Below are 20,013 nucleotides of genomic sequence, written 5' to 3' on the forward strand. Positions count from 1 at the left end.
TTTGCCACGCTATAACTGCCAATCTATACCTGCCACTGAATGGGCGTTTTACCCTGATTAACTAACAATTGATTCGCTTGTGAAAAATGACGGCAACCAAAAAAACCGCGGTGCGCTGATAGTGGCGATGGGTGCGGTGCTTTAAGCACATAATGCTTGCTGCTATCGATGGTTTTGCCTTTTTTCTGGGCATGTGAGCCCCACAGCAGAAACACAATCCCTTGCCCATGATCACTTAACGTTTGAATCACGCGATCAGTAAATTGTTCCCAGCCTAAGTGTTTATGCGAGTGTGCTTGCCCAGCTTCGACTGTCAGCACAGTATTAAGCAGCAGCACCCCCTGCTCTGCCCAAGGTTGCAGATAGCCATGACTAGGGATCTCGAAACCATCGATATCGGTAGCCAGCTCTTTGTACATATTCACCAACGACGGTGGCGGCTTGATCCCCGGCTTAACCGAAAAACATAGGCCATGTGCTTGATCAGGGCCGTGGTAAGGATCTTGCCCTAAAATGACCACTTTAATATGGTCAAACGCTGGAGTGCGAAACGCGTTAAAGACTTCGTCTTTCGGTGGATAAATAGTAATTCCTTCAGCACGACGCTGTTCAACATAGGCTAGGGTTTCTTGAAAGTAAGGCTGTTGCTTTTCTGCGGCGAGCAGATCAGACCAAGTTGTCATAGGTGTATTCTTATTTTGAAATTAATGCTGCTTTGCTTGGGTTTTCCAGTAACCATCAACTAAGCGCTCAGCCAAAAAGGATTTTAATTCAACTTCAGGCACAGGTTTGGAAAAGTAGTAGCCCTGAATAATATCACAGTCGTTCATGGTTAAACTACGCAGCTGGGCACCACTTTCAACGCCCTCGGCCACAACAGTAAGGCCAAGGTTTTTTACCATCGCAATGGTCGACATAATAATTTGATAATCAGAATGATTTTCTAACATGCCAAAAATAAAGCTTTTATCGATTTTAATGACATCGACAGGCATTTTTTTCAAATAGGCAAGTGAAGAATAACCTGTACCAAAATCGTCGATAGCGAAACTGAAGCCTATTTTTTTCAGACTGTTCATCACCCCAATCGCAGTATCAATATCAGAAACGAGCGTTTGCTCAGTCAATTCTAATTCGAAATGTTTCGCAGATAGGTTAAAGCGGCGCATTAGTTGGCGTAAATAATCACTCAAATGCGGGTCTAAAAACTGCATCGCAGATAAATTAATGGCAACACGCACATCAATCAGCCCATGCTCTAAAAATTCACTCACCAGTTCAAAGCAGCGACGCATCACCCAATAACCTAACTCAATCATGTATTCTGAGTTTTCTAGGATGGGAATGAATTCGTCTGGTGGAATCATTCCCCTTTCTGGATGGTGCCAGCGTAGTAGCGCTTCAAAACCAATCAGCTTCTTATCTTTCGCACTGAGTTGAGGTTGAAGGCTCAAACTAAACTGTTGCTTCAATAAGGCTTGGCGCACTTCGCCTTCAAGTTCAACGCGCTGTGCAACTCTCGTGAACATCTCAGGTTTGTATATATGGTATTGCGAGCCGCCACTTTTCTTCGCTTCGTACATGGCAATATCGGCAAAGCTTACTAAGTCTTCCGCTCGTATTGCTTCGTTATCGCTATAAACAATACCAATACTGGTTGAAACATAGAAAACACCAGAACCGACCTTAATGGGTAATTTAAAACGACCAAGTATTTCTTTTGCCACCGAAACCGCTTGCTCTATAGAAGCAATTTGCGGCAAGACAATAACAAACTCATCACCACCAAAACGACATGCCAGATCTGCTTTGTTAATACTGGTGCGAATACGATTGGCTGCTTCTTCAAGTAAACGATCACCTTCACCATGACCATGGCTATCATTGACCTTTTTGAAATCATCTAAATCAAGGAAAAGTACACCGATACCTTCACTACTGCGATGTAAACTGGCCACCAGCTTATGCAGCTGAAGATTCAACATATTGCGATTAGGAAGGCCAGTAAGCAGATCATACATCGCAATATTCTCAAGCTCTTGCGTTTTTTGCTCGACTTCCATATTCAATTGCTCAAGCTCAAAACTTAAGTCTTGTGCAGCATTGGCTACAATATCTAGCTCGTCCACAAAAAAGCTACGTCGCTTTAACGGTACTTTCCTGAACTCATTAAATTCTCTTCGCGACAGCATTGGCAGTGCATTAGCAAGGTTAATAAGACGGCGTGCAAATGGGCTTGTCACGAAGAAGACCAAGAGTGCCAACGTAATAAAGATAAATAGCTCAGTCACTAAGAAATAATTGCGATAATTCTCATTTTTTTGTTTAAAGTCACTGACATCATCAATAAGCACTAAAAAATATTCGCGTGTCGACGTTGTCGCGAGCGGCATAAAATTTAACAAATAATGTGAATGGTTTTGACTAAGCTGAATGCCTTCATCCATCACCTGCGCGAGTGGAAGTTGCTCTGGATGCTGGGCAAACAATTTTTTAAGTTGCGCTTGATTTGAAGCCGAAATAAAAGACACTTGTTGCAAAGACAGGGTTTGGCCAGACGGCAAGCTGATCACCGCAACGTTACTATTCAAACTTTGATGCAGCGAAAAGATAATGTCGATTAACGATGCCGACATTGTGACCACCGCGATTTTGCCATTTTCGTTGATCACCGGAACGCTAGTAAAAAGCTGACAATCAACTTGGCAGTCTATAGTACTAAGCGGCTCTTGCATTCGTAATACTTCGTTAGCGTGCTCGCGAACAAGCCTTGGCGTGATCTCTGGTGATAACCAAAGGGTTTGCAAATTTTCGTCAATCAACCATAGATTTTCTACGTTTAAATGTAATTGTAAAGCATAGAACTGCTCAGCAACCGCATTCGTTAACGCATCAAAGTTTGGTCTTTCATTAACACCAACAATATCAGAGAAAGACTCTACCCAAATACGAAGTTGGTTATCGAGGCGTGCTTTCTCAACACTAAACTGCGCACTGCCCAAGTTCAGCTTGTCACGCTGAAATTGAGTAAATTCTTGTTCCAGCCGCCACAAAGAAAGGCTTGAAAAGCCGGCACTCACCAGCAGCAAGGTACCAACAATTAATGCCAGTAGTTTTAATGGAACACTAATAAACGTGCGATTCATTTTAGAACCAATACATCAGTTGAGCAGACCAAAGTTGCCAGTGCTTGTCGTTGTTTATCGCGGTATTAGGCACAACGACAGGGGTTAACCGAGCCGTTCCCTCAAACCAGTGGTGTTCTAATTGCAACTCTAAGTGTTCAGCTAGGCGTATCGACAGCCCCACCACAGTATCATGCTGATAGCCAAAATAATGAGGTATTTGTCCACCCGTATTTGCCGTCAACTGGTTTCCTCTTCGATCATCTTTATTCGCATAAAAGCGCTCTAACCTCACTAATAAGCGCGTATTTTCATTGAGTAAGTAGCGAGATTGAACAAAGAATCCTTGTCCGAAATTATCTTGTCGAAAGTTTTCACTATAGAATCCTTCCAGTAAAAACCGCTCTTGCATAATTTCGCCGCTAAATTCCCACAATTCACCTTCATAACGGCCATTGAGTAAATAACGCTGCAAAATAATGGTCGCATCACGAAAGCTATCGCTTTGACCTTGATCGTAAGTAAACTCGCTGTCGAGTGCGGCGATACCAAAGCGCCATTGACTATTTTGAGGCTGCCAGAAAATGCTACCTTGATAATCAAGGTCATGATTCATTCGCCCCGTCGCCAGCTCGCTTAAAATAATTTCAGTCTGTTTATCCGAGATACTTGATGTGCCATAACTGAGGTTAAAGTCAAAATCGCCCCAAGTTGCATGGTTTTGTTTATAGGAAAGTGCTACGCCGTCACCACCTACAGCAATATCGCGAAAACCATCAAAGTAAATAGCCTGTGGCAACACAATGCTCGGTCTGGTCATAGGTACATCGCGCGTACTTGAATAGAGCCAGTGATAATTTTTATAGCGCCCTAAATAAAGGTTTAATTGGCTTTCTGGCGTCTGAAATACTGACCAATCAAATAGGGCATAATCAATTCTGCCACCTTCTGCTAGTCGGTTGCCTGCGTTCAAATAAACAGCTTGGCCTGCAAATCTGAGTTGCTCATTTATTTGGTAGGAAATATTGAAACCAATTTCGGTTAATTCTGCTGACACATCTTGATCATCATTAACAAAATCACTACCCTGCGATTTTGCGATGCCTTGAGCGATAAACCCATGAAATTGCACATTTTGTTGTTCATCAGCCCAACTGTTTGCAGTTACTAAGGCTAGGCTTAGCGCCAACATCTTTCGGGCTTTAATTAATGATTTCAATAACATGCAAGCCTCCTTGTTCTGCAATGTTTTCGCCATAGCCAATGGCGCCTGGTGTATTTTTTACCTCAGCGAGTAAGGTTTCGAGATCTTTCACTACAATTGGCGCACTCCCAACGCCGGAAAAGATCATCTTGTTCCAAATTCTGTCTAACTGATAAGGAAATATCTTTAATATTTCTTTTGAGAATCGCTGGTGAACTGGATTATTGCTGGCGAGCACAAATACCACGATCGGCTGACCATCAGGCCAACGAGTGATACGCTTTGAAAAAATCCTTCTAAGCTCAAGCTTAGACAGCTTAGTGTGTTCAACTGATGGATTCACCACAGCTGAAACGTCTGCTGCTAACGAAGAAGCAGAAAATAAAGCGAGGAAAACAACGAGGATAAATAACTTGTTAATAACAACGTCCTTGTGTACTTCACTATTTTAACGGGATAGCAAAAACGCTACACGTACTGCTCCACAATTGGTTGATAATCAAACAATTAAATGCGAGCAATTAAGCTAATTGTAGTTAATTTACACGACCGCGCAAAGCGTTTTGTATACTTCAGTGATTAGACCAGTATTTTGCTGCTATATTCGGCGAAATCACTATAATGTGACGAAAATTAATTTTTAAGGTGATTTTTTGTTCAACCCTGTTTTCATCTTAAATGCTTTGTGACAATATCAACACATAGCAACAATTTACGGCAAATTTAAGAAAGATGAATGCAAAATTTAATATTTTGGTACTAAACGGCCCTAATTTGAACATGCTAGGTAAGCGTGAGCCCGATGTGTACGGCCATGAAACGCTAGCAGAAATTATGGCAAGTTTAACCCAAGCAGCCGAACAAAAAGACATTAACCTTACGCACTTTCAGTCAAATGCTGAAGGTGACTTGATTGATAGAATTCACCAGTCATTCGAAAAAATTGATTTCATCATTATTAACCCTGCAGCTTATACCCATACAAGTGTTGCGCTGCGCGATGCGCTTTTATCAGTGAGTATTCCTTTTATTGAAGTACACCTGTCAAATGTCCATCAGCGTGAAGTATTTAGACACCACTCTTACTTTTCCGATATTGCCGTTGGTGTGATATGTGGATTGGGTAGCCAGGGATATTTTTATGCGCTTGAAAGCGCGAATAAACAATTACTTAAGTCAGCATCAAATTAACTACTTAGGCGCTGGCGATACACAAGAATCCACACGCGACAACAAGGTGTAAACATGGATATTAGAAAAATCAAAAAACTGATCGAACTCGTTGAAGAATCAGGTATTAATGAAATTGAAATTTCTGAAGGCGAAGAATCTATTCGCATTAACAAAGGCGGCACTATGGTGGCAGCCCCAGTTATGCAAGCTGCGCCAATGGCAGCGCCTGCGCCAGTAGCACCAGCTGCTGCACCAGCTGCTGCACCAGCCACGGCGCCTGCAGAAGCTGCAAGTGCACCGGCGGCTCTTTCTGGTCACATCGTACGCTCACCTATGGTAGGTACTTTCTATGCTTCTCCATCACCAGATGCACCGTCATTTGTTGAAGTAGGCCAACATGTTAACGCTGGCGATACGCTATGTATTGTTGAAGCAATGAAAATGATGAACCAAATTGAAGCAGATAAGTCTGGTGTCATTAAAGAGATCTTAGCGCAGAACGAAGACGCTATTGAATTTGACCAACCGCTATTCATCATTGAATAAGCCCAACCATTAAGGGTAATTTCATGTTAGAAAAAGTTGTTATCGCCAACCGAGGAGAAATTGCACTGCGTATTTTGCGTGCGTGTAAAGAACTCGGTATTAAAACGGTAGCGGTGCATTCAACAGCAGATCGTAATCTAAAGCACGTTCTACTCGCTGATGAAACCATTTGTATTGGTAAAGCACCTGCAACTGAAAGCTACTTAGATATTCCAAGCATTATCACGGCCGCAGAAGTCACCAACGCCGTAGCAATTCACCCAGGCTATGGTTTCTTGGCGGAAAACGCTGACTTTGCCGAGCAGGTTGAACAATCAGGCTTCACCTTTATTGGCCCGAAAGCAGAAAGCATTCGCATCATGGGTGATAAAGTGGCCGCCATTCGCGCCATGAAAGCTGCTGGCGTCCCTTGCGTACCAGGTTCCGATGGCCCATTAACTGACGATAATGAAGCTAACCTTGCTCATGGTAAACGCATCGGTTACCCAGTGATCATCAAAGCCTCTGGTGGTGGTGGTGGCCGTGGTATGCGTGTAGTTCGCGAAGAATCTGAACTACTTGATGCCATTCAATTAACCAAAACTGAAGCACGCCAAGCATTCAACAACGACATGGTTTACATGGAGAAATTCCTTGAAAACCCACGTCACGTTGAAATTCAAGTGATCGCTGATGGCCAAGGCAATGCGATTCATTTAGGTGAGCGTGACTGTTCAATGCAGCGTCGCCACCAGAAGGTTGTCGAAGAAGCACCTGCACCTGGTATTACGCCAGAAATGCGCGCCAAAATTGGTGAACGTTGCTGCAATGCTTGTATCGAAATTGATTACCGCGGTGCAGGTACATTCGAATTCCTATACGAAAATGGCGAGTTCTACTTTATTGAAATGAATACCCGTATTCAGGTAGAGCACCCTGTAACTGAAATGATCACAGGTGTTGACTTGATCAAAGAGCAACTGCGCGTTGCTGCAGGTCAGCCGCTTTCATACACCCAAGACGATATCAAAATTGCGGGTCATGCAATTGAATGTCGTATCAATGCTGAAGACCCACGCACTTTTATTCCTTCACCGGGTAAAATCACTCGCTTCCACCCGCCAGGTGGCTTAGGCGTTCGTTGGGACTCTCACATTTACGCTGACTATTCAGTGCCGCCACATTACGATTCGATGGTCGGCAAATTGATCACTTATGGTGACAACCGCGCTGTGGCAATTGCTCGTATGCGCAATGCATTAAACGAGTTAGTGGTAGATGGCATTAAAACTAACATTGCACTTCACCAAGACATTTTAAGTGATGAAGGCTTCGTTAATGGCGGTGCGAATATTCACTACCTTGAGAAGAAATTGGCTGAGCAAGAATAACGCTCATTCATTGTTTCTCAATAAAAAAACGCTAACTTAGGTTAGCGTTTTTTGTTAATGAAGCGCAGGGTAATATTACGTATACTGCTTGCCTACCCAGAATGAGTGCCAAGAATGCCTGAAGTAACCACTGTGCAACTTATGCAAGAACAATTAGAAAAGCCAATCCCGCCAGCAGATGACGACTGTTGTGGTGGCGGTGCCTGTTGCCCTTGTGTTTGGGATGAGTACTACGAAAAGTTACAAAAGTGGCGTATTCAGCAGGCTCAGCTTAGAGCAAAAGAAACCGAAGGCTAAACCTCCTCGCTTATACTTATATGATCATGTAGTCCTTTTCAGTGTCATTAAGTAAGTATTTACTTTATCTCAAACGACAACCTAGACTGGACATTATTATTTGGTTCCACTACCGATTGGCAATGAATAATACGTTCTGCGTTTACCCCTAATGTTGCAATTAAATGCTCGGTAAACAGATCCAGTCGGGACTCTCCCAATGCCAATAATTGCGTTTTTTGCTCACCGCTTAATGTTGCTTCGTCCTCAACTGCAATATCATGTTTAATCACTTTCGGGCAAATCACAACCTGCGCATCTTTTTGCTGTGTTAGCACGGCAGCAAGTTGTTTCGCGTATGCTAGCTGAGGGGCTAATAACTCCGATTGCCCTGCTTGATAGGGCAAATCCTCCATTGAGATTTCAAATAAGCTATCACTAGCTAGCATAGCGACAGTGATGATATTAGCGTAAGGCAAAAAGGTTTGAATCATATAATTCTTCGCCCCTTGTTTTAACGCTTTTTCCGTGATTAAGGAAATCAAGCCGCCGATACCTAAATTCGGCTGATTAATATCACCGGTTAATGGAAAAGTCAGTTCAATATTTCCTTGGCTATCGGTTAACTGGCTGATGGCGGCATTGATTGGGATAATACTACCACTCGCTTTACTCTTTTCTTCGTTAGAACCTTGTTTATTAGGTGCTTGCGCCAGCTCCATCGCTTTAAGCAAGGTCGTCACTTCGCCGTCGATTTGTTGATCTTTTAAATTAAATGCGAAGTCGGCAGTGAGCTGCCCTTGGGTAATTCTATGATCGATTGCATCCACTACATAAGGTGAATATTGCGCCAAATTAACCGCTGACATCTTGCCTTTTACGTTTAAATCGCCGTGTTCAGTGAATGGGTAAATATCACCCGCAATTTCAATGCTCGAACGTTTACCCAACTGACTATTTAACAAAAATGAGCTAGCGGATTGCGGCTGGCTTGAATCTATATTTTTTAACCAAAGTTCGTTTAAGGTTAAACGCTGAATAACGGGTTCGCTGGGCGTGTAATCAAACATAATAATCGCACCTTCACCTGTAACAGCAATATGCCCAATACGAATCGCAGGGCTCTTATCTTGGTTAGAAGCTTGCTCACGGATAACGGTTTGCTCATCGTCAGACGGATGCTCAGCAACAGTTGACGACTGATCAACGTCAACCTGCTCACTCTGCGCAGCCTGCCCACTACTTATTTGAGCTTCTTGGGCTTTTGCTTCTGTTTGCTCTGGTTTGCTTGGTTTGCTTGATTTATTTGGCTCAGCTAGCACCCAGTTTTCCGCCGCCAAGACATTACTTTTGTAAACCGAGGCTTGGGTTAAGTTAATGGCGATATCCGCAATATTTACTTCTTCTGGGGTTAACGCTATCGCCGTAATATCGAGCATCTCAAAAATAGCTAAAGCATTAGGTTGCGCGGCGTTTAATTCAATGGAATGTAACTTTTGCGCCTGAGAGATAATGCCGTCAGTCAGGCTTAGTGAGGCAAGCTGAAATGATTGTTCAGGCAACACAGCTTTAGCATCGCTAGCGATTATTGATGCTATCGTCGCTAGAGTGTCGCCATTGGTTAGCTGCCAGTCGAGCTCCTCGATAGCCAGCTGGGCTAACACTTCCCCAGTTAGGTTATTGATATCGAATACATTGCTATCAGTGCTATCAGCTTCTAGCTGTACAACATTGAGTTCGTCAGTAGAGATAGCTAGATCTATCTTGCCTAGCTTTAGCGTGGAGTTTTCAAGAGCGACCGGCTCACTGACAGGTACAGCGATATGCAAATCGTTAGCCGCGAGTTGACTTGTTAAGTCAACAAATTGCCAGTTGGTTTGTGTCTGCTCACTGGACTTATTGAGTTTGGCCTGTGCCGTGAATTCAACTTGCCCTGACAATTGCAATTCCTGAGGCAACCACTCACTAAAATCATCGAGTTGAGCAGCAAGTTGCAACTTGTTAAGGGTTAATTGCGTGTTATCTGCACTATGAACTAGGGCGATACTCAGGTTCACAGGCTGCTGGTTTAACTGACTTTCTAATTGCAGTTTTAAGGCGATTTCTTGGTCATGCTTATTTGCGTTTGGCTTAACAGTAACTTCTGATAACACCAGTTTGTTGATGTGCCAGTTGTGTTGACGCTTAGCTTGTAGCGTAAAAGTGAAATCTTCCAGCATTAGACTGTCGCCGCGCATCAGCCAAGGTTGGCTATTCTCACCACTTGATGCAGATTCTGATTCATCACTGTCGCCTGCCGCTTGTGGCTGCCAACCTGCAAACGAGAGTTCTTGCTCAATCAGCTCGCTTTGCACACCAATGCCATTTAAATCGACAGATTCAATATGGATCTCGCCACTAAAAAGCCGCCAAGCATCTAGGTTTAACCCTAAGTGCTGCAATGACAGCAATAATTGAGCATTAGCTGCTGTTTCTTCATCATTGGTAGGCTGATGATTAAGAGAAAGTTGCTCAACTTCGATGGAAAAAGTAAACGGATTAAACCTTAACTGTTTGATCTCAAGCTCAAGGTATTGCTCAGCCAGCTCTTTATTAGCAAAGTAAGTTACCAGTGGTGCACTGGCATACATGAGTAACAGCAGAAAGACAATGAAAGTTATACCTAGGGTTGACCACTTATTAACGATTTTCATTGCGTTCCTGCTACTAATCAATACTGTGAATAATAGTTAGCTAGCCAAGGGCTAACTAACTCTTAATCAATAGCTTAGCGCAAAAACCAAGCAGATTAAAATTTCTGCGCAGGCAATCAGGCGGTAGCCTTAAGCCATTGCCAGTACTTGCTTCACCAGCTTGCCAATACCGTCAGCGGCCTCTGAGATATTACCCGCTAGCATATAGGCAGGCGTACTCACCACTTTATTAGCTTCATCAACCACAAACTCAGACACTGGGCATTCAATATGTTCGCCACCAAGCGCGGTAACGCCTGCTGCAGTATCTAGATCAGTGCCAATTGTCGCTTTTGCGCCTTGACCATAAACCATAGGGATCATTGCCGGCGAAATACAGATATAACCGGCTGGCTTACCTACCTTTGCAAAGCTTTGACAAGCAGCTAACACATCGCTATTCATTGAAGCTTCACCGCCATTAATGGCAAAATCACATAAATTTTTCGCTGCGCCAAAGCCGCCCGGTAATAGCAAGGCATCAAAGTCGTCAGCATTCAGCTCCGTCACAGGCTTAATTTCGCCACGGGCAATGCGGGCAGCTTCAACAAGCACATTACGAGACTCTTGCTCAGCAACTTCGCCAGTTAAATGATTAACCACGTGCATTTGCGTGACATCAGGGGCAAAACACTGGTACTGGGCACCATTTTGCTCAACCGATAACATGGTGATCACCGCCTCGTGAATTTCACTGCCGTCAAATACGCCACAGCCGCTTAAAATAATTGCTATTTTTTTCATTGTTGTTTCCTTATTCATTGATCTAAGCCATTCAGTTCAGTCAGGCTTAGTTACTATTGCTGAGCCGTTTTATCCACAACATTTCTTTCACCAAGAAAGCGCGGCAGTTGCACAAGCAAGACGACAAGCACTGATAACCACATCAGCAAACTAAACGGCATCGCAGAGCCATCATAAAAGAAGGCTAAAATTGGCCCCGCTAAACCGCCAATACCAAAACGTAATACGCCAATCACTGCCGTGGCAGTGCCTGATTGTTCAGCAAATTTTTGCAGAATAATGGCATCTGCATTAACCGCTATCATGGAAATACTGCCCATCAATGGCAATACAGACGCGATTGTATAGGCAATGGGCAATTGCCAGTAGTTAACTATCACTAAGCTGCTTGATGAAACCACCGCCACTAATAGCCCATAGCCAAGCATAGTGCGCGAGCCTTTGCGCACGACTAAACGAGTGTTAATAAAGTGCGCTGTCATTAAGGCAGCAACAGTCGCAGCGAACAGCACACTAAAGGTAAACTCACTGACTTGAAATACCGTCATATAAACAAATGGCACCGCAGTGATATAAGCGAAAAATGCCAGTGATATCATCATAGAGGCTATCAGCTCTAAGCGTGCTGGCTTATTGCCTAAGACAATTTTATAACGGCCTAGAAAACTAGGAGTTGTGGTCTGCGGCGCGGCTTGCTGCTCACTTTCCTTATTTTTTGTGGGCTCTGCGCGATTAGGTAATTGTTTAAAGGCAAACAGTAAGATCAAACAGGCATAAAAGGCGAGTGCGAAGAAGATCGCCTGCCAACTGTGCAACGCCAAAATCACACTACCAATACTGGGCGCAATCATCGGGGCGAGCATCATAATCATACTGACATAGGATAGGCCTTTAGCTGTGTTTTTCTGATAGATCTCACGAATGGTGCCCGGCACGACAACAGTGGCCGCGCTGCTGATAAAGGCCTGCACAAAACGAATGCCGGTAAAAGCTTCAATGCTGGCGGCAAATGGCAGCGCCAAGGTGGCCAGCATAAAGCCAATGAGGCCTATCATCACTAGGTTACGGCGTGGATATTTATCAGCCAAGGGGCCAAAAAACAATAAACCACACGCATAGCCAACTAAATAGATACTCAGCGTATTTTGTACGCTCGGCATGGTAGTAGCTAACTCATCCGCAATTTGCGGCATTGCAGGCAAATATAAATCAATTGCCAAGGGAGATAGCGCCATAATTGATGCCAGCAAAGGCAATAGGATTTTCTTCGAAATAGTGAAGGGATCTTTGGTCACAGTGCTCTCAAATTTATTTTTTTGATTTAAAGCTTATGGGCTTAATGGTGCTGATGTTGAGCAACTAATTGCCCCAAGGTTTTAATGGCTTGCTCGATATCTTGGTGCCACTGCACGCCAAAGCTAATGCGCATATAGTGCTGATATTTACCCGACGGCGAAAAAATCCCACCCGGTGCAAAACTTACCCCTTGAGCAATCGCTTCATGAAAAAAGTCACCAGTATTCACATGTGAACGACATCGCACCCAAAGCACACTGCCTCCTTGCGGCTTAGCAATACATACTTCGCAGGGAAAATACTCGGCGATTAACGCCCGCATACGCTCACAATTGTAGATCAGCTTTTTGCGCAGCACGGTCAAATGGCGATCATATTCACCCGACAGCAGATATTCGGTTAGTGTCCACTGCTGCAACATTGGGGTTGAACAGGATTGAGCGCGCTTGATCCGTTTCGCTTGTTCTTCAAAACGTCCCGGAATTAACCAACCAATTCGGTAGCCTGGTGCTGCCGTTTTCGAAAACGAAGAGCAAGTCAGCACCAACCCTTTTTCAGAATAAAGCTGGGCTGGCTTTGGCCGCTCGCCATCAAAATGCAAATCACCATAGGTATCATCTTCAATTAACGGCACATCGTAGCGCTCTAATAGCTCGACCATTTGCTGGCGGCGACTATCAGGCATCAGTGAACCCAAGGGGTTATTGATCGCCGTTGAAAATAGGCAAGCTTTTACCGGGTATTGATTGAGCGTTTTTTCCAGCTCGTCGAGGCACAAGCCATCTTCTGTGCAGGTGTACACTTCCAGCGCTTTCATCCCTAAGCTTTCAATCAGTTCGATTAAGCCAAAGAAACAGGGCGATTCAATGGCAATCACATCACCTTTTTCAGCAACACATTGCAGTGCGATCGACAAGGCTTCCTGACAGCCATTGGTGATCAGCATATCCTGATAATTGACCGCAGCCCCCAATTCTTGATAACGAAATGCCAACTGCATTCGCAATTTAGGGTCGCCATTCACCGGCCCATAACTCACCGCTTTTTCTGCCACTTTGCTGAGCACTGAGCGCATTAACCTCGCTAGTGCTTTATCTGGTGGATGAGTATTCACGGGATTTGAAATGCCTAGCGCTACCGTATTGGGTAAATGAACGGCATCATGCACTTGCTCAATTAAGCTACGACAATTGACTTCCACAGGCTTACTGCCCATCCATTTACTGCGGGTCGGTTGCAAGGTACGGACTTGCTCGGCTTGCAAGTAATAGCCCGACTGCGGGCGAGCACAAACCCGCCCCTGTTTTTCTAACTCTAAATACGCTTGCTTAACCGTAGGTACGCTAATTTCGAGCTGCTTACTCAGCTTGCGTAAACTTGGCAGCTTGTCACCTGCACGCAATAAGCCCTGCTGCTGTTGATCATCAATAAACTCAATAATTTGCTGATAGAGAAAATCAGACGACTGACGGTTAAGTAATTTCATCGCAAACTGTATAGGTTACATTTTCATTTTTCTGTATATGTTATTAAAACAAACACTCGCTACACTGTCTATCAAGCAATTTACTTTAGACATTACCTTTAAACACTTTTTTAGGCATTGTTTTCGACACTGTTTCTGGCAGCACATCTAAAATAAGGTCAGTGGAGTGAATAACAGTCAGTCGCGTATTTAAGAAATAATATTCAACACCCAATTGTGATAGGACATTCGATGAACAACACCATGCTTTACATCCTAACCGTGCTGATTTGGGGCAGCACTTGGATAGCCATTAATTACCAATTAGGCGAAGTCGCGCCTGAAGCCTCGGTCGCATATCGTTTTGGTTTAGCCGCGACTGTTTTGTTTATCTATTGTTGGCTGCGAAAGTTGCCGCTGGCAATGAATGCTAAGCAGCATATGTGGTTAGCACTTTTTGGCATGGCGTTATTTGGCTGCAACTACTTTTTTCTCTATCAAGCACAGCAACACATTAACTCAGCGCTAACCTGTATAGCCTTTTCAACCTTGCTGCTGTTCAACATTATTAATGCCCGTATTTGGTATAAAACCCCCGTGAATTCACAAGTGGTTATCGGCGGTGCTCTAGGATTGATCGGCATTGTGATTTTGTTCTGGCCACAAGTGAATATCTTGAGTTTTACCGATATGACGTTATACGGCCTAGTGCTGTGCCTAATTGGCACCGCATCGGCATCAACCGGCAATATGATTTCGATTCGCAATCAAAACCATAAAATGCCAGTGGTTCAATCTAATGCGTGGGGCATGCTGTACGGCACTATTTTTATGAGTGTGTTAGCACTGGCACAGGGTAAGTCGTTTACCTTTGAGTGGTCTGCACCCTATATCGGCTCACTGTTATTTTTATCCATTTTTGGCTCTGTGATCGCCTTTGGCTGCTACTTGTCGTTGATGACGCGTATTGGCCCGCATAAAACTTCGTATGCCAATATTCTGTTTCCTGCGGTCGCCGTGGCTATTTCAACTGTGGTTGAAGGGTTTGTCTGGGATCAATACACGGTATTTGGCTTTATCGCCATTATGGTGGGTAACTTTGTCATGCTCTCAAAACCACGGGCGTTAAAGCGCGATAAAATGATAGTTAGTAATGACAAGGCTAGCAGCGAAAAGCATGGCACCATAAAACATGGCGCAGAAAAACCAAACAACATCGACACAGACGAAGTAACCGCTAACTAATCACTTTCATTAACACCAGTTTTGGCAACACAAAACGACTAGTTCAATCTATTTTTGTTGCCGCCGGCATGGCACTCCTTCCTGCCATGCCGTTTTTCTTTCCTTATTCGTTCTGAACCACCAAGCCCGATTCAGTTTAAATTTTGCACAATGCTTTTCGCTGTGCTATCAATATACGAAACTAGTCGTAAGTTGATACTCGTAAAACTTTATACTTTAAGCTCGACTTAAAAATAACAACAAAAACAAGGAAGAACGTAATGCATACTGTCAACAAAGCATTTCCTGTCATCTCACATAAAATGGTTAAGTTTAGTAGTTACCTAATGCTGGCGATACTTTGTGCGATATTGGGTACTATTTCGCTTTTATCACTGTCTGTTCGCGCAACAGAGATCAGCGCCTTAAACCCAATTGAAGAGCTGACCATTTCTTCTGAGTTAGTCGACGCCCCTGTTATTTACAACGTTACCCTACCCGCCAGTTATCAAACTAAATCTGACAAGCGTTATGTACTGTTATTTGATATTCACCCGCGCAGCCAGCCAATGCACGCAGGCATGCACGACTGGATGAGTCATAACGGTGCTTGGCCTTGGCTGGAAACCATTATTGTAACGCCAAAAAATTACAACGAAGCCTTTGCCGCTGTTTATGCTGAGTATGTGGAAGGAAAAAGCACCAAATTATTAGATTACTTTACTCAAGATTTACTGCCCAATATCGTCAAAAACTACCGACTTAATGGCTTTAAAATATTCAGCGGTTTTACCGGTAATGCCGCTGTTGGCTTAGGCTTGCTACTGGATAAACCTGATTTATTTAATGCTTATATTCTTGCCAGCCCGACACTCAAAAATCACCCGCTTAAGCTGGCAGAAAAAGTAGCGACACAGTTTAGTAAGTTATCCAACAAACCTCGCTACGTATCACTTTCGATGAGTGATAGCAGCTACGACAAGTCACACCTTGCGGCTTTTGAACAAGTCACCGCGCAGATGAAAATGCTAGCACCTGAGCATACCGAAGTCAGCGTTCGACGCTTTGACGGCAACTACTATATGACCCAGCCCGTGCTAGCAACTAGCTATGCCATTGAAGAAATATTTAACGATGTGCATCAAGCATTAACACCTGATTCTGCTATCGCCAAACAAGGCGCTGATGCCATTCTTGCCCACTATCAGTTTTTATCCAACGAAAAATACGGCTTTGAAGTCTCAGCGCTTAACTCATTAAAAGCACTCGCGAAGTCTAAGCTGGCCAATGAGCCTGAAAGTGCCATCGCAATTTTGCAAAAAGCCGTTAAGCAATATCCTGAATCCGCTTTTGCCCACGAAGCACTAGCCGCCAGCTACTTTCAATTGAAAGACTATAAACAGGCAGTGGCAAAACAAAAACTTGCGGTCGAGCACGCTAAAGATCTAGTGCCTTATTGGCAGCGCACCTATCAAGAAAAACTCAGCAAGTATCAGCAAACGCTTAACAATCACGCTGCGGAATAAAACGAAATGGGTGAGTGGGCATGACACTCACCTTCTTTCTCTAAAAAGTGAAGAACACAAAAACTGCAACTAGACGCAGAATACTGACTTGTCATCGTTTATCAGCAGCACACTTCCTCAATATTTTATAGCTTATTATTCAGCCAGTTAGATTATTGATACAAGGAAGAAGGTAAAAATCGTTATGTTGAAATTATTTAAGAAGACACGTCACATAACATTCGCAATAAATGTCGCTATAGTGTCTTTTTCATTACTAACTACAAGCGCATGGGCAGGCGAAACGGGAGATTTCGTTGAAAAACTGAGAGCCCACTATCAACCCACCAGATCAATTAACGCTTTTTCATTTAGCTACCATTTCTTAAACAAACAGTATCGATCTTATGATTATTGGGACCATCTAGCACCGAATCGTGTTTTGTCGGTCAGGATGGTCGAAGTGGATATGGCGAAAAAGCACTTTTACGACAATGACATTCTGTATTCTCCCGGCGGTCAAATACTTGATAGAGCGCAGTACCAAAACGATACCGAAAGTTATTACTACGAAAAAAACGGTAACTTTTTAGGCAAGCGGTATTTAAACAGAGGTATGGGGAATTTTGATCGCTTTATGAGTTTTATGGCAATGAATATCGACTTTCTGGCTGTAAGGCCGTTACTAGATGAAACTGATGTTAGCGGTAAAGTTACCCTTGCTCATGATAATCAATCAAATACAACTACCCTCACCCATGCAATTTCGGACAACAGCATTATTGACTATCAATTTAGTAACGCGCCTTTACAGCTGCTAAAACTAAACAATAAATCAAGGCAAGCGATCTACGTCTACGATGATTACCAAACAACCAGAGGTCTAACCTTCGCACGCTCGGTAAACAAGTTCTACAACGGCGATACCGTGCCTGCCTATATCAGTTTTAATGATAGATTCGATATCATCGAACAAGTCGATGCTTCCAAACTCAAACTTCCTGCAGGATATGGCCCTGAAGTTCAATGGGGTGACGGGGTGCTAGCGGCTACCGAAATAGCTAAAAATCTGTTTCTGGTAAGTGACTCTTCTGCATGGCGCAACAGCTTATTTAAAGTCAATGGCGATAAAATCATGGTCTTTGGCGCAAGTGGCTCGCCAGCACAAGCAAAGAAAATCATTGCACTTATTCGTGAGCAATTCCCCGAAAAAACAATTAATGCCATCCACGTTACTCATCCTCAGAAATCTGATATCGCTGGCCTTAATGTTTATGCGGAGCAAGGTATCGAGATATTGGCAGATAACTATACCATTGCGGCTATCAAAGCCTTTCCAGGCTTTGCAGACAATATCGATTCATTCAAATTCCGTACGATTGAGCATGAACAAGTTATTGATGGTGCTAGTTTTTATATTCTCGAAAGTATGCACGCTAAACGACAAAGCTTTGTGCACTTCAAAGAAAGTGAAATTATCTTCCAAGCAGACTTTCTTAATATCGCATTTGATAACACCATCCCGAAAGTGATACCAAATTACACCAGAACCTTTATTGATTTTGTCCGTAGCAAACAACTGAAACTAAAACGAATTGTCGGCAACTACAAAAACAACAATATTTCAGTCGAAGTGATGAATAAAACCTATAACGCCATGATGTAGACTTTGCCCTAATTAATGATAAGCCTGAGCTTTATCCCGTGAACATAGTCGACTAACTATGTTCACTGTTTATTGAAAGGTTTTATTAAAAGGGAATAGATAGAAAGCTCAGCATAAAAACACCATTGCTTTACAGTGTATTCGCTTGATAAGCCTTATTCATAACCGCCAGTGAAATATTTCTATTCCGGTTTTGCGCTACAATGCGCGTAACCTTGAGCTTCGAGTCTCGCACGAAATCAATAAATTGTTTGCTGTAGCTCGGTAGGATATTGGCAATGGTATTATCGCGAGCGATTTCAAGAAAATCTGACTGATAAATCGTTCCGCTTTCTGCAAAGTAGGCAAAGCTTTGGCGTTTTGAACGAGCGCTCTCAAGCACATAAAATTGCACACCATTGATCACCTGCTCATGGCTGATAGGTTCAAAAGAAAAGCTGTCAATCTTATCCGTAAAGCGCGGATAGGCTTTTATTGCCGCAATCGTATACTCATCAGCATATATTTTCGCCCCTTGTTCAACAAAAGGTAGAAGCCCTGCGATATGTTCACGGTAGGGGTGAGTGACATAAACACCACCAATTTGCTTGCTCGGGAATTGTTGCTTGATAGTTTTCAAAACGGATTCAGACAGGCGACTACTTCTTGGTGCGCCAAACACCATAATTTCACTGCCGTTTACCTTGAATAACGTATTGTGTTTTTGTGAAGCGTCGGTAACTAGGTAAAGATTTTCGGCAATTGTGGAAGCAGCTAAAGTTAAATCTTGCTCATCAGGTTCGATGCGATAACCATTGGGCAGTGTGAGCTTCCCAGGTGTTATCTGCTCAATCACCTCAAACTTCTCAATTCGGGTAATAAAGCTGGGAATCGCATCGCCGTTGTAATGCTTAATCAATGAATGTGCGAAGTGGTAGCCATTGCTTGTTCGGTAATCGCCATAGAGAAAAATGCGCTTTCTCGCTTTGTTATTGATGGATTCCAAACGCAGTGGCGTGAGATTAAACACATACTCTATTTCATTACCTTGAGCACCCTCAGCCTGTCGATGCACTAAGGTCACTTTTCCAGCTGCTTTGTCTGACTGAATGTCGATGGTCTCACTAATATCCTGACTAACACTAATTGCTTGAAGCAAAGGCCTAACCGCCAAGAAATCGAGATTCATTAAAGTTAAGTTTTTATAGCGTGAGAAACTATTCATGCGCTGCGCGATAGCACTTTTACCCAAGGGGATACCATTGCGTTCATAACGCAAACTCTCGCTATCATTTTGAAAGTGCACTTCATCTAAATACAAGCCACCAGTAAGGTGGTGCACAACATTTTGATAGTAGTGCTGCTTTTCCATATCAATATCTGTGACTTTAAACGCTTTGTAGCGGCTAGGCGCTTGATAGTCCCATGACTGGTATGGGTCACTGCGCCCAAAGTAGCTGTGAGTTAGTGAAAATGCGTTAATTGATGAAGTTTGCTGGTAGTGCTTTTGCAGTAGCTCAATAAATGCCTTTGCTTCACTCGCGTATGCACTTGAAGTCACTCCTAGGTAAAGCAGCGCAAGCAGTATGAATGTGATTATTCTCAAAATAAATTCCCTTTTAAATTCAGTGAAATTAGTTTTTCAAATCCTTGACTGCTAACTAAGGTAAAAAAGTGAAAGTGTTAATTAAATTTTATTATTAATGCG

Annotated in this window: 16 protein-coding genes; 7 read left to right on the forward strand and 9 right to left on the reverse strand. The window is 43.2% G+C overall.

The features are described 5' to 3' along the window. Positions 1-23: 23 nt before the first annotated feature. Genes ung through ACSLUR_RS08655 form a run of 4 tightly spaced genes read right to left on the reverse strand, consistent with a single transcriptional unit; the run spans position 24 to position 4,675 of the window. Complete coding sequence (gene ung, locus ACSLUR_RS08640; protein WP_448553661.1) at positions 24-683, reverse strand: uracil-DNA glycosylase; 660 nt, start codon at positions 681-683, stop codon at positions 24-26. Positions 684-704: 21 nt separating this feature from the next. Next, the gene (locus ACSLUR_RS08645; RefSeq protein WP_448553663.1) at positions 705-3,146 is read right to left on the reverse strand and encodes a bifunctional diguanylate cyclase/phosphodiesterase; all 2,442 of its coding nucleotides are present in this window, start codon (positions 3,144-3,146) and stop codon (positions 705-707) included. A 1-nt stretch (position 3,147) separates the two neighbouring features. Next, a complete protein-coding gene (locus ACSLUR_RS08650; protein WP_448553665.1) occupies positions 3,148-4,350 on the reverse strand; it encodes a hypothetical protein in 1,203 nt (400 codons plus the stop codon). After that, positions 4,328-4,675: a hypothetical protein gene (locus tag ACSLUR_RS08655; protein WP_448553667.1), complete on the reverse strand. Its 348-nt coding sequence runs from the start codon at positions 4,673-4,675 to the stop codon at positions 4,328-4,330. The genes ACSLUR_RS08650 and ACSLUR_RS08655 overlap by 23 nt, the downstream gene beginning before the upstream one ends. Before the next feature lie 386 nt (positions 4,676-5,061). Here ACSLUR_RS08655 and aroQ point away from each other — a divergent pair, with 386 nt between their 5' ends. The 4 genes from aroQ (at position 5,062) to ACSLUR_RS08675 (ending at position 7,715) form a co-directional block, all read left to right on the forward strand. Further along, complete coding sequence (gene aroQ / locus ACSLUR_RS08660; protein ID WP_448553669.1) at positions 5,062-5,520, forward strand: type II 3-dehydroquinate dehydratase; 459 nt, start codon at positions 5,062-5,064, stop codon at positions 5,518-5,520. Between the two features lie 54 nt (positions 5,521-5,574). Next, on the forward strand, positions 5,575-6,048 hold the full coding sequence (accB, locus tag ACSLUR_RS08665; protein ID WP_448553671.1) for an acetyl-CoA carboxylase biotin carboxyl carrier protein: 474 nt from the start codon (positions 5,575-5,577) through the stop codon (positions 6,046-6,048). Between the two features lie 23 nt (positions 6,049-6,071). Next, positions 6,072-7,418 carry an acetyl-CoA carboxylase biotin carboxylase subunit gene (gene accC / locus ACSLUR_RS08670; RefSeq protein WP_116001901.1) on the forward strand — a complete coding sequence of 449 codons (1,347 nt, stop codon included), beginning with the start codon at positions 6,072-6,074 and terminating at the stop codon, positions 7,416-7,418. 141 nt (positions 7,419-7,559) lie between these two features. Further along, a complete protein-coding gene (locus ACSLUR_RS08675) occupies positions 7,560-7,715 on the forward strand; it encodes an oxidoreductase-like domain-containing protein (RefSeq protein ID WP_448554360.1) in 156 nt (51 codons plus the stop codon). A 59-nt stretch (positions 7,716-7,774) separates the two neighbouring features. Here the strand turns inward: ACSLUR_RS08675 and ACSLUR_RS08680 are convergent, their stop codons facing one another. The 4 genes from ACSLUR_RS08680 to ACSLUR_RS08695 form a co-directional block, all read right to left on the reverse strand. Continuing rightward, complete coding sequence (locus ACSLUR_RS08680) at positions 7,775-10,387, reverse strand: DUF748 domain-containing protein (RefSeq protein ID WP_448553674.1); 2,613 nt, start codon at positions 10,385-10,387, stop codon at positions 7,775-7,777. A gap of 129 nt (positions 10,388-10,516) precedes the next feature. Continuing rightward, entirely contained in the window at positions 10,517-11,170 is a 654-nt protein-coding gene (gene elbB / locus ACSLUR_RS08685; protein ID WP_448553676.1) for an isoprenoid biosynthesis glyoxalase ElbB, read from the reverse strand. A 53-nt stretch (positions 11,171-11,223) separates the two neighbouring features. Next, positions 11,224-12,465, reverse strand: a complete 1,242-nt coding sequence (locus ACSLUR_RS08690; RefSeq protein WP_448553678.1) for a multidrug effflux MFS transporter — start codon at positions 12,463-12,465, stop codon at positions 11,224-11,226. Positions 12,466-12,506: 41 nt separating this feature from the next. Next, positions 12,507-13,952, reverse strand: a complete 1,446-nt coding sequence (locus ACSLUR_RS08695; protein WP_448553680.1) for an aminotransferase-like domain-containing protein — start codon at positions 13,950-13,952, stop codon at positions 12,507-12,509. A gap of 231 nt (positions 13,953-14,183) precedes the next feature. Between ACSLUR_RS08695 and ACSLUR_RS08700 the strand changes: the two genes are divergently transcribed. The 3 genes from ACSLUR_RS08700 to ACSLUR_RS08710 all read left to right on the forward strand — a co-directional run bounded on the left by ACSLUR_RS08700 (position 14,184) and on the right by ACSLUR_RS08710 (position 18,326). Beyond that, the gene (locus ACSLUR_RS08700; RefSeq protein WP_448553683.1) at positions 14,184-15,176 is read left to right on the forward strand and encodes a DMT family transporter; all 993 of its coding nucleotides are present in this window, start codon (positions 14,184-14,186) and stop codon (positions 15,174-15,176) included. A 260-nt stretch (positions 15,177-15,436) separates the two neighbouring features. Continuing rightward, positions 15,437-16,681, forward strand: coding sequence for a hypothetical protein (locus ACSLUR_RS08705; RefSeq protein ID WP_448553685.1), 1,245 nt, complete (start codon positions 15,437-15,439; stop codon positions 16,679-16,681). Between the two features lie 448 nt (positions 16,682-17,129). Then, a complete protein-coding gene (locus ACSLUR_RS08710; RefSeq protein WP_448553687.1) occupies positions 17,130-18,326 on the forward strand; it encodes a hypothetical protein in 1,197 nt (398 codons plus the stop codon). Positions 18,327-18,456: 130 nt separating this feature from the next. Here ACSLUR_RS08710 and ACSLUR_RS08715 read toward each other — a convergent pair whose 3' ends face one another. Continuing rightward, on the reverse strand, positions 18,457-19,911 hold the full coding sequence (locus tag ACSLUR_RS08715; RefSeq protein ID WP_448553689.1) for a hypothetical protein: 1,455 nt from the start codon (positions 19,909-19,911) through the stop codon (positions 18,457-18,459). Between the last annotated feature and the right edge of the window lie 102 nt (positions 19,912-20,013).

Source organism: Thalassotalea montiporae, from assembly GCF_053485855.1.

Bases quoted from the DNA above. Each gene is read 5' to 3' on its own strand.
- accC (WP_116001901.1), top strand. From the start codon at position 6,072: ATGTTAGAAAAAGTTGTTATCGCCAACCGAGGAGAAATTGCACTGCGT.
- ACSLUR_RS08675 (WP_448554360.1), top strand. From the start codon at position 7,560: ATGCAAGAACAATTAGAAAAGCCAATCCCGCCAGCAGATGACGACTGT.
- elbB (WP_448553676.1), bottom strand. From the start codon at position 11,170: ATGAAAAAAATAGCAATTATTTTAAGCGGCTGTGGCGTATTTGACGGC.
- ACSLUR_RS08705 (WP_448553685.1), top strand. From the start codon at position 15,437: ATGCATACTGTCAACAAAGCATTTCCTGTCATCTCACATAAAATGGTT.
- aroQ (WP_448553669.1), top strand. From the start codon at position 5,062: ATGAATGCAAAATTTAATATTTTGGTACTAAACGGCCCTAATTTGAAC.
- ACSLUR_RS08700 (WP_448553683.1), top strand. From the start codon at position 14,184: ATGAACAACACCATGCTTTACATCCTAACCGTGCTGATTTGGGGCAGC.
- ACSLUR_RS08680 (WP_448553674.1), bottom strand. From the start codon at position 10,387: ATGAAAATCGTTAATAAGTGGTCAACCCTAGGTATAACTTTCATTGTC.
- ACSLUR_RS08695 (WP_448553680.1), bottom strand. From the start codon at position 13,952: ATGAAATTACTTAACCGTCAGTCGTCTGATTTTCTCTATCAGCAAATT.
- ACSLUR_RS08645 (WP_448553663.1), bottom strand. From the start codon at position 3,146: ATGAATCGCACGTTTATTAGTGTTCCATTAAAACTACTGGCATTAATT.
- ACSLUR_RS08710 (WP_448553687.1), top strand. From the start codon at position 17,130: ATGGCGAAAAAGCACTTTTACGACAATGACATTCTGTATTCTCCCGGC.
- ung (WP_448553661.1), bottom strand. From the start codon at position 683: ATGACAACTTGGTCTGATCTGCTCGCCGCAGAAAAGCAACAGCCTTAC.
- accB (WP_448553671.1), top strand. From the start codon at position 5,575: ATGGATATTAGAAAAATCAAAAAACTGATCGAACTCGTTGAAGAATCA.
- ACSLUR_RS08650 (WP_448553665.1), bottom strand. From the start codon at position 4,350: ATGTTATTGAAATCATTAATTAAAGCCCGAAAGATGTTGGCGCTAAGC.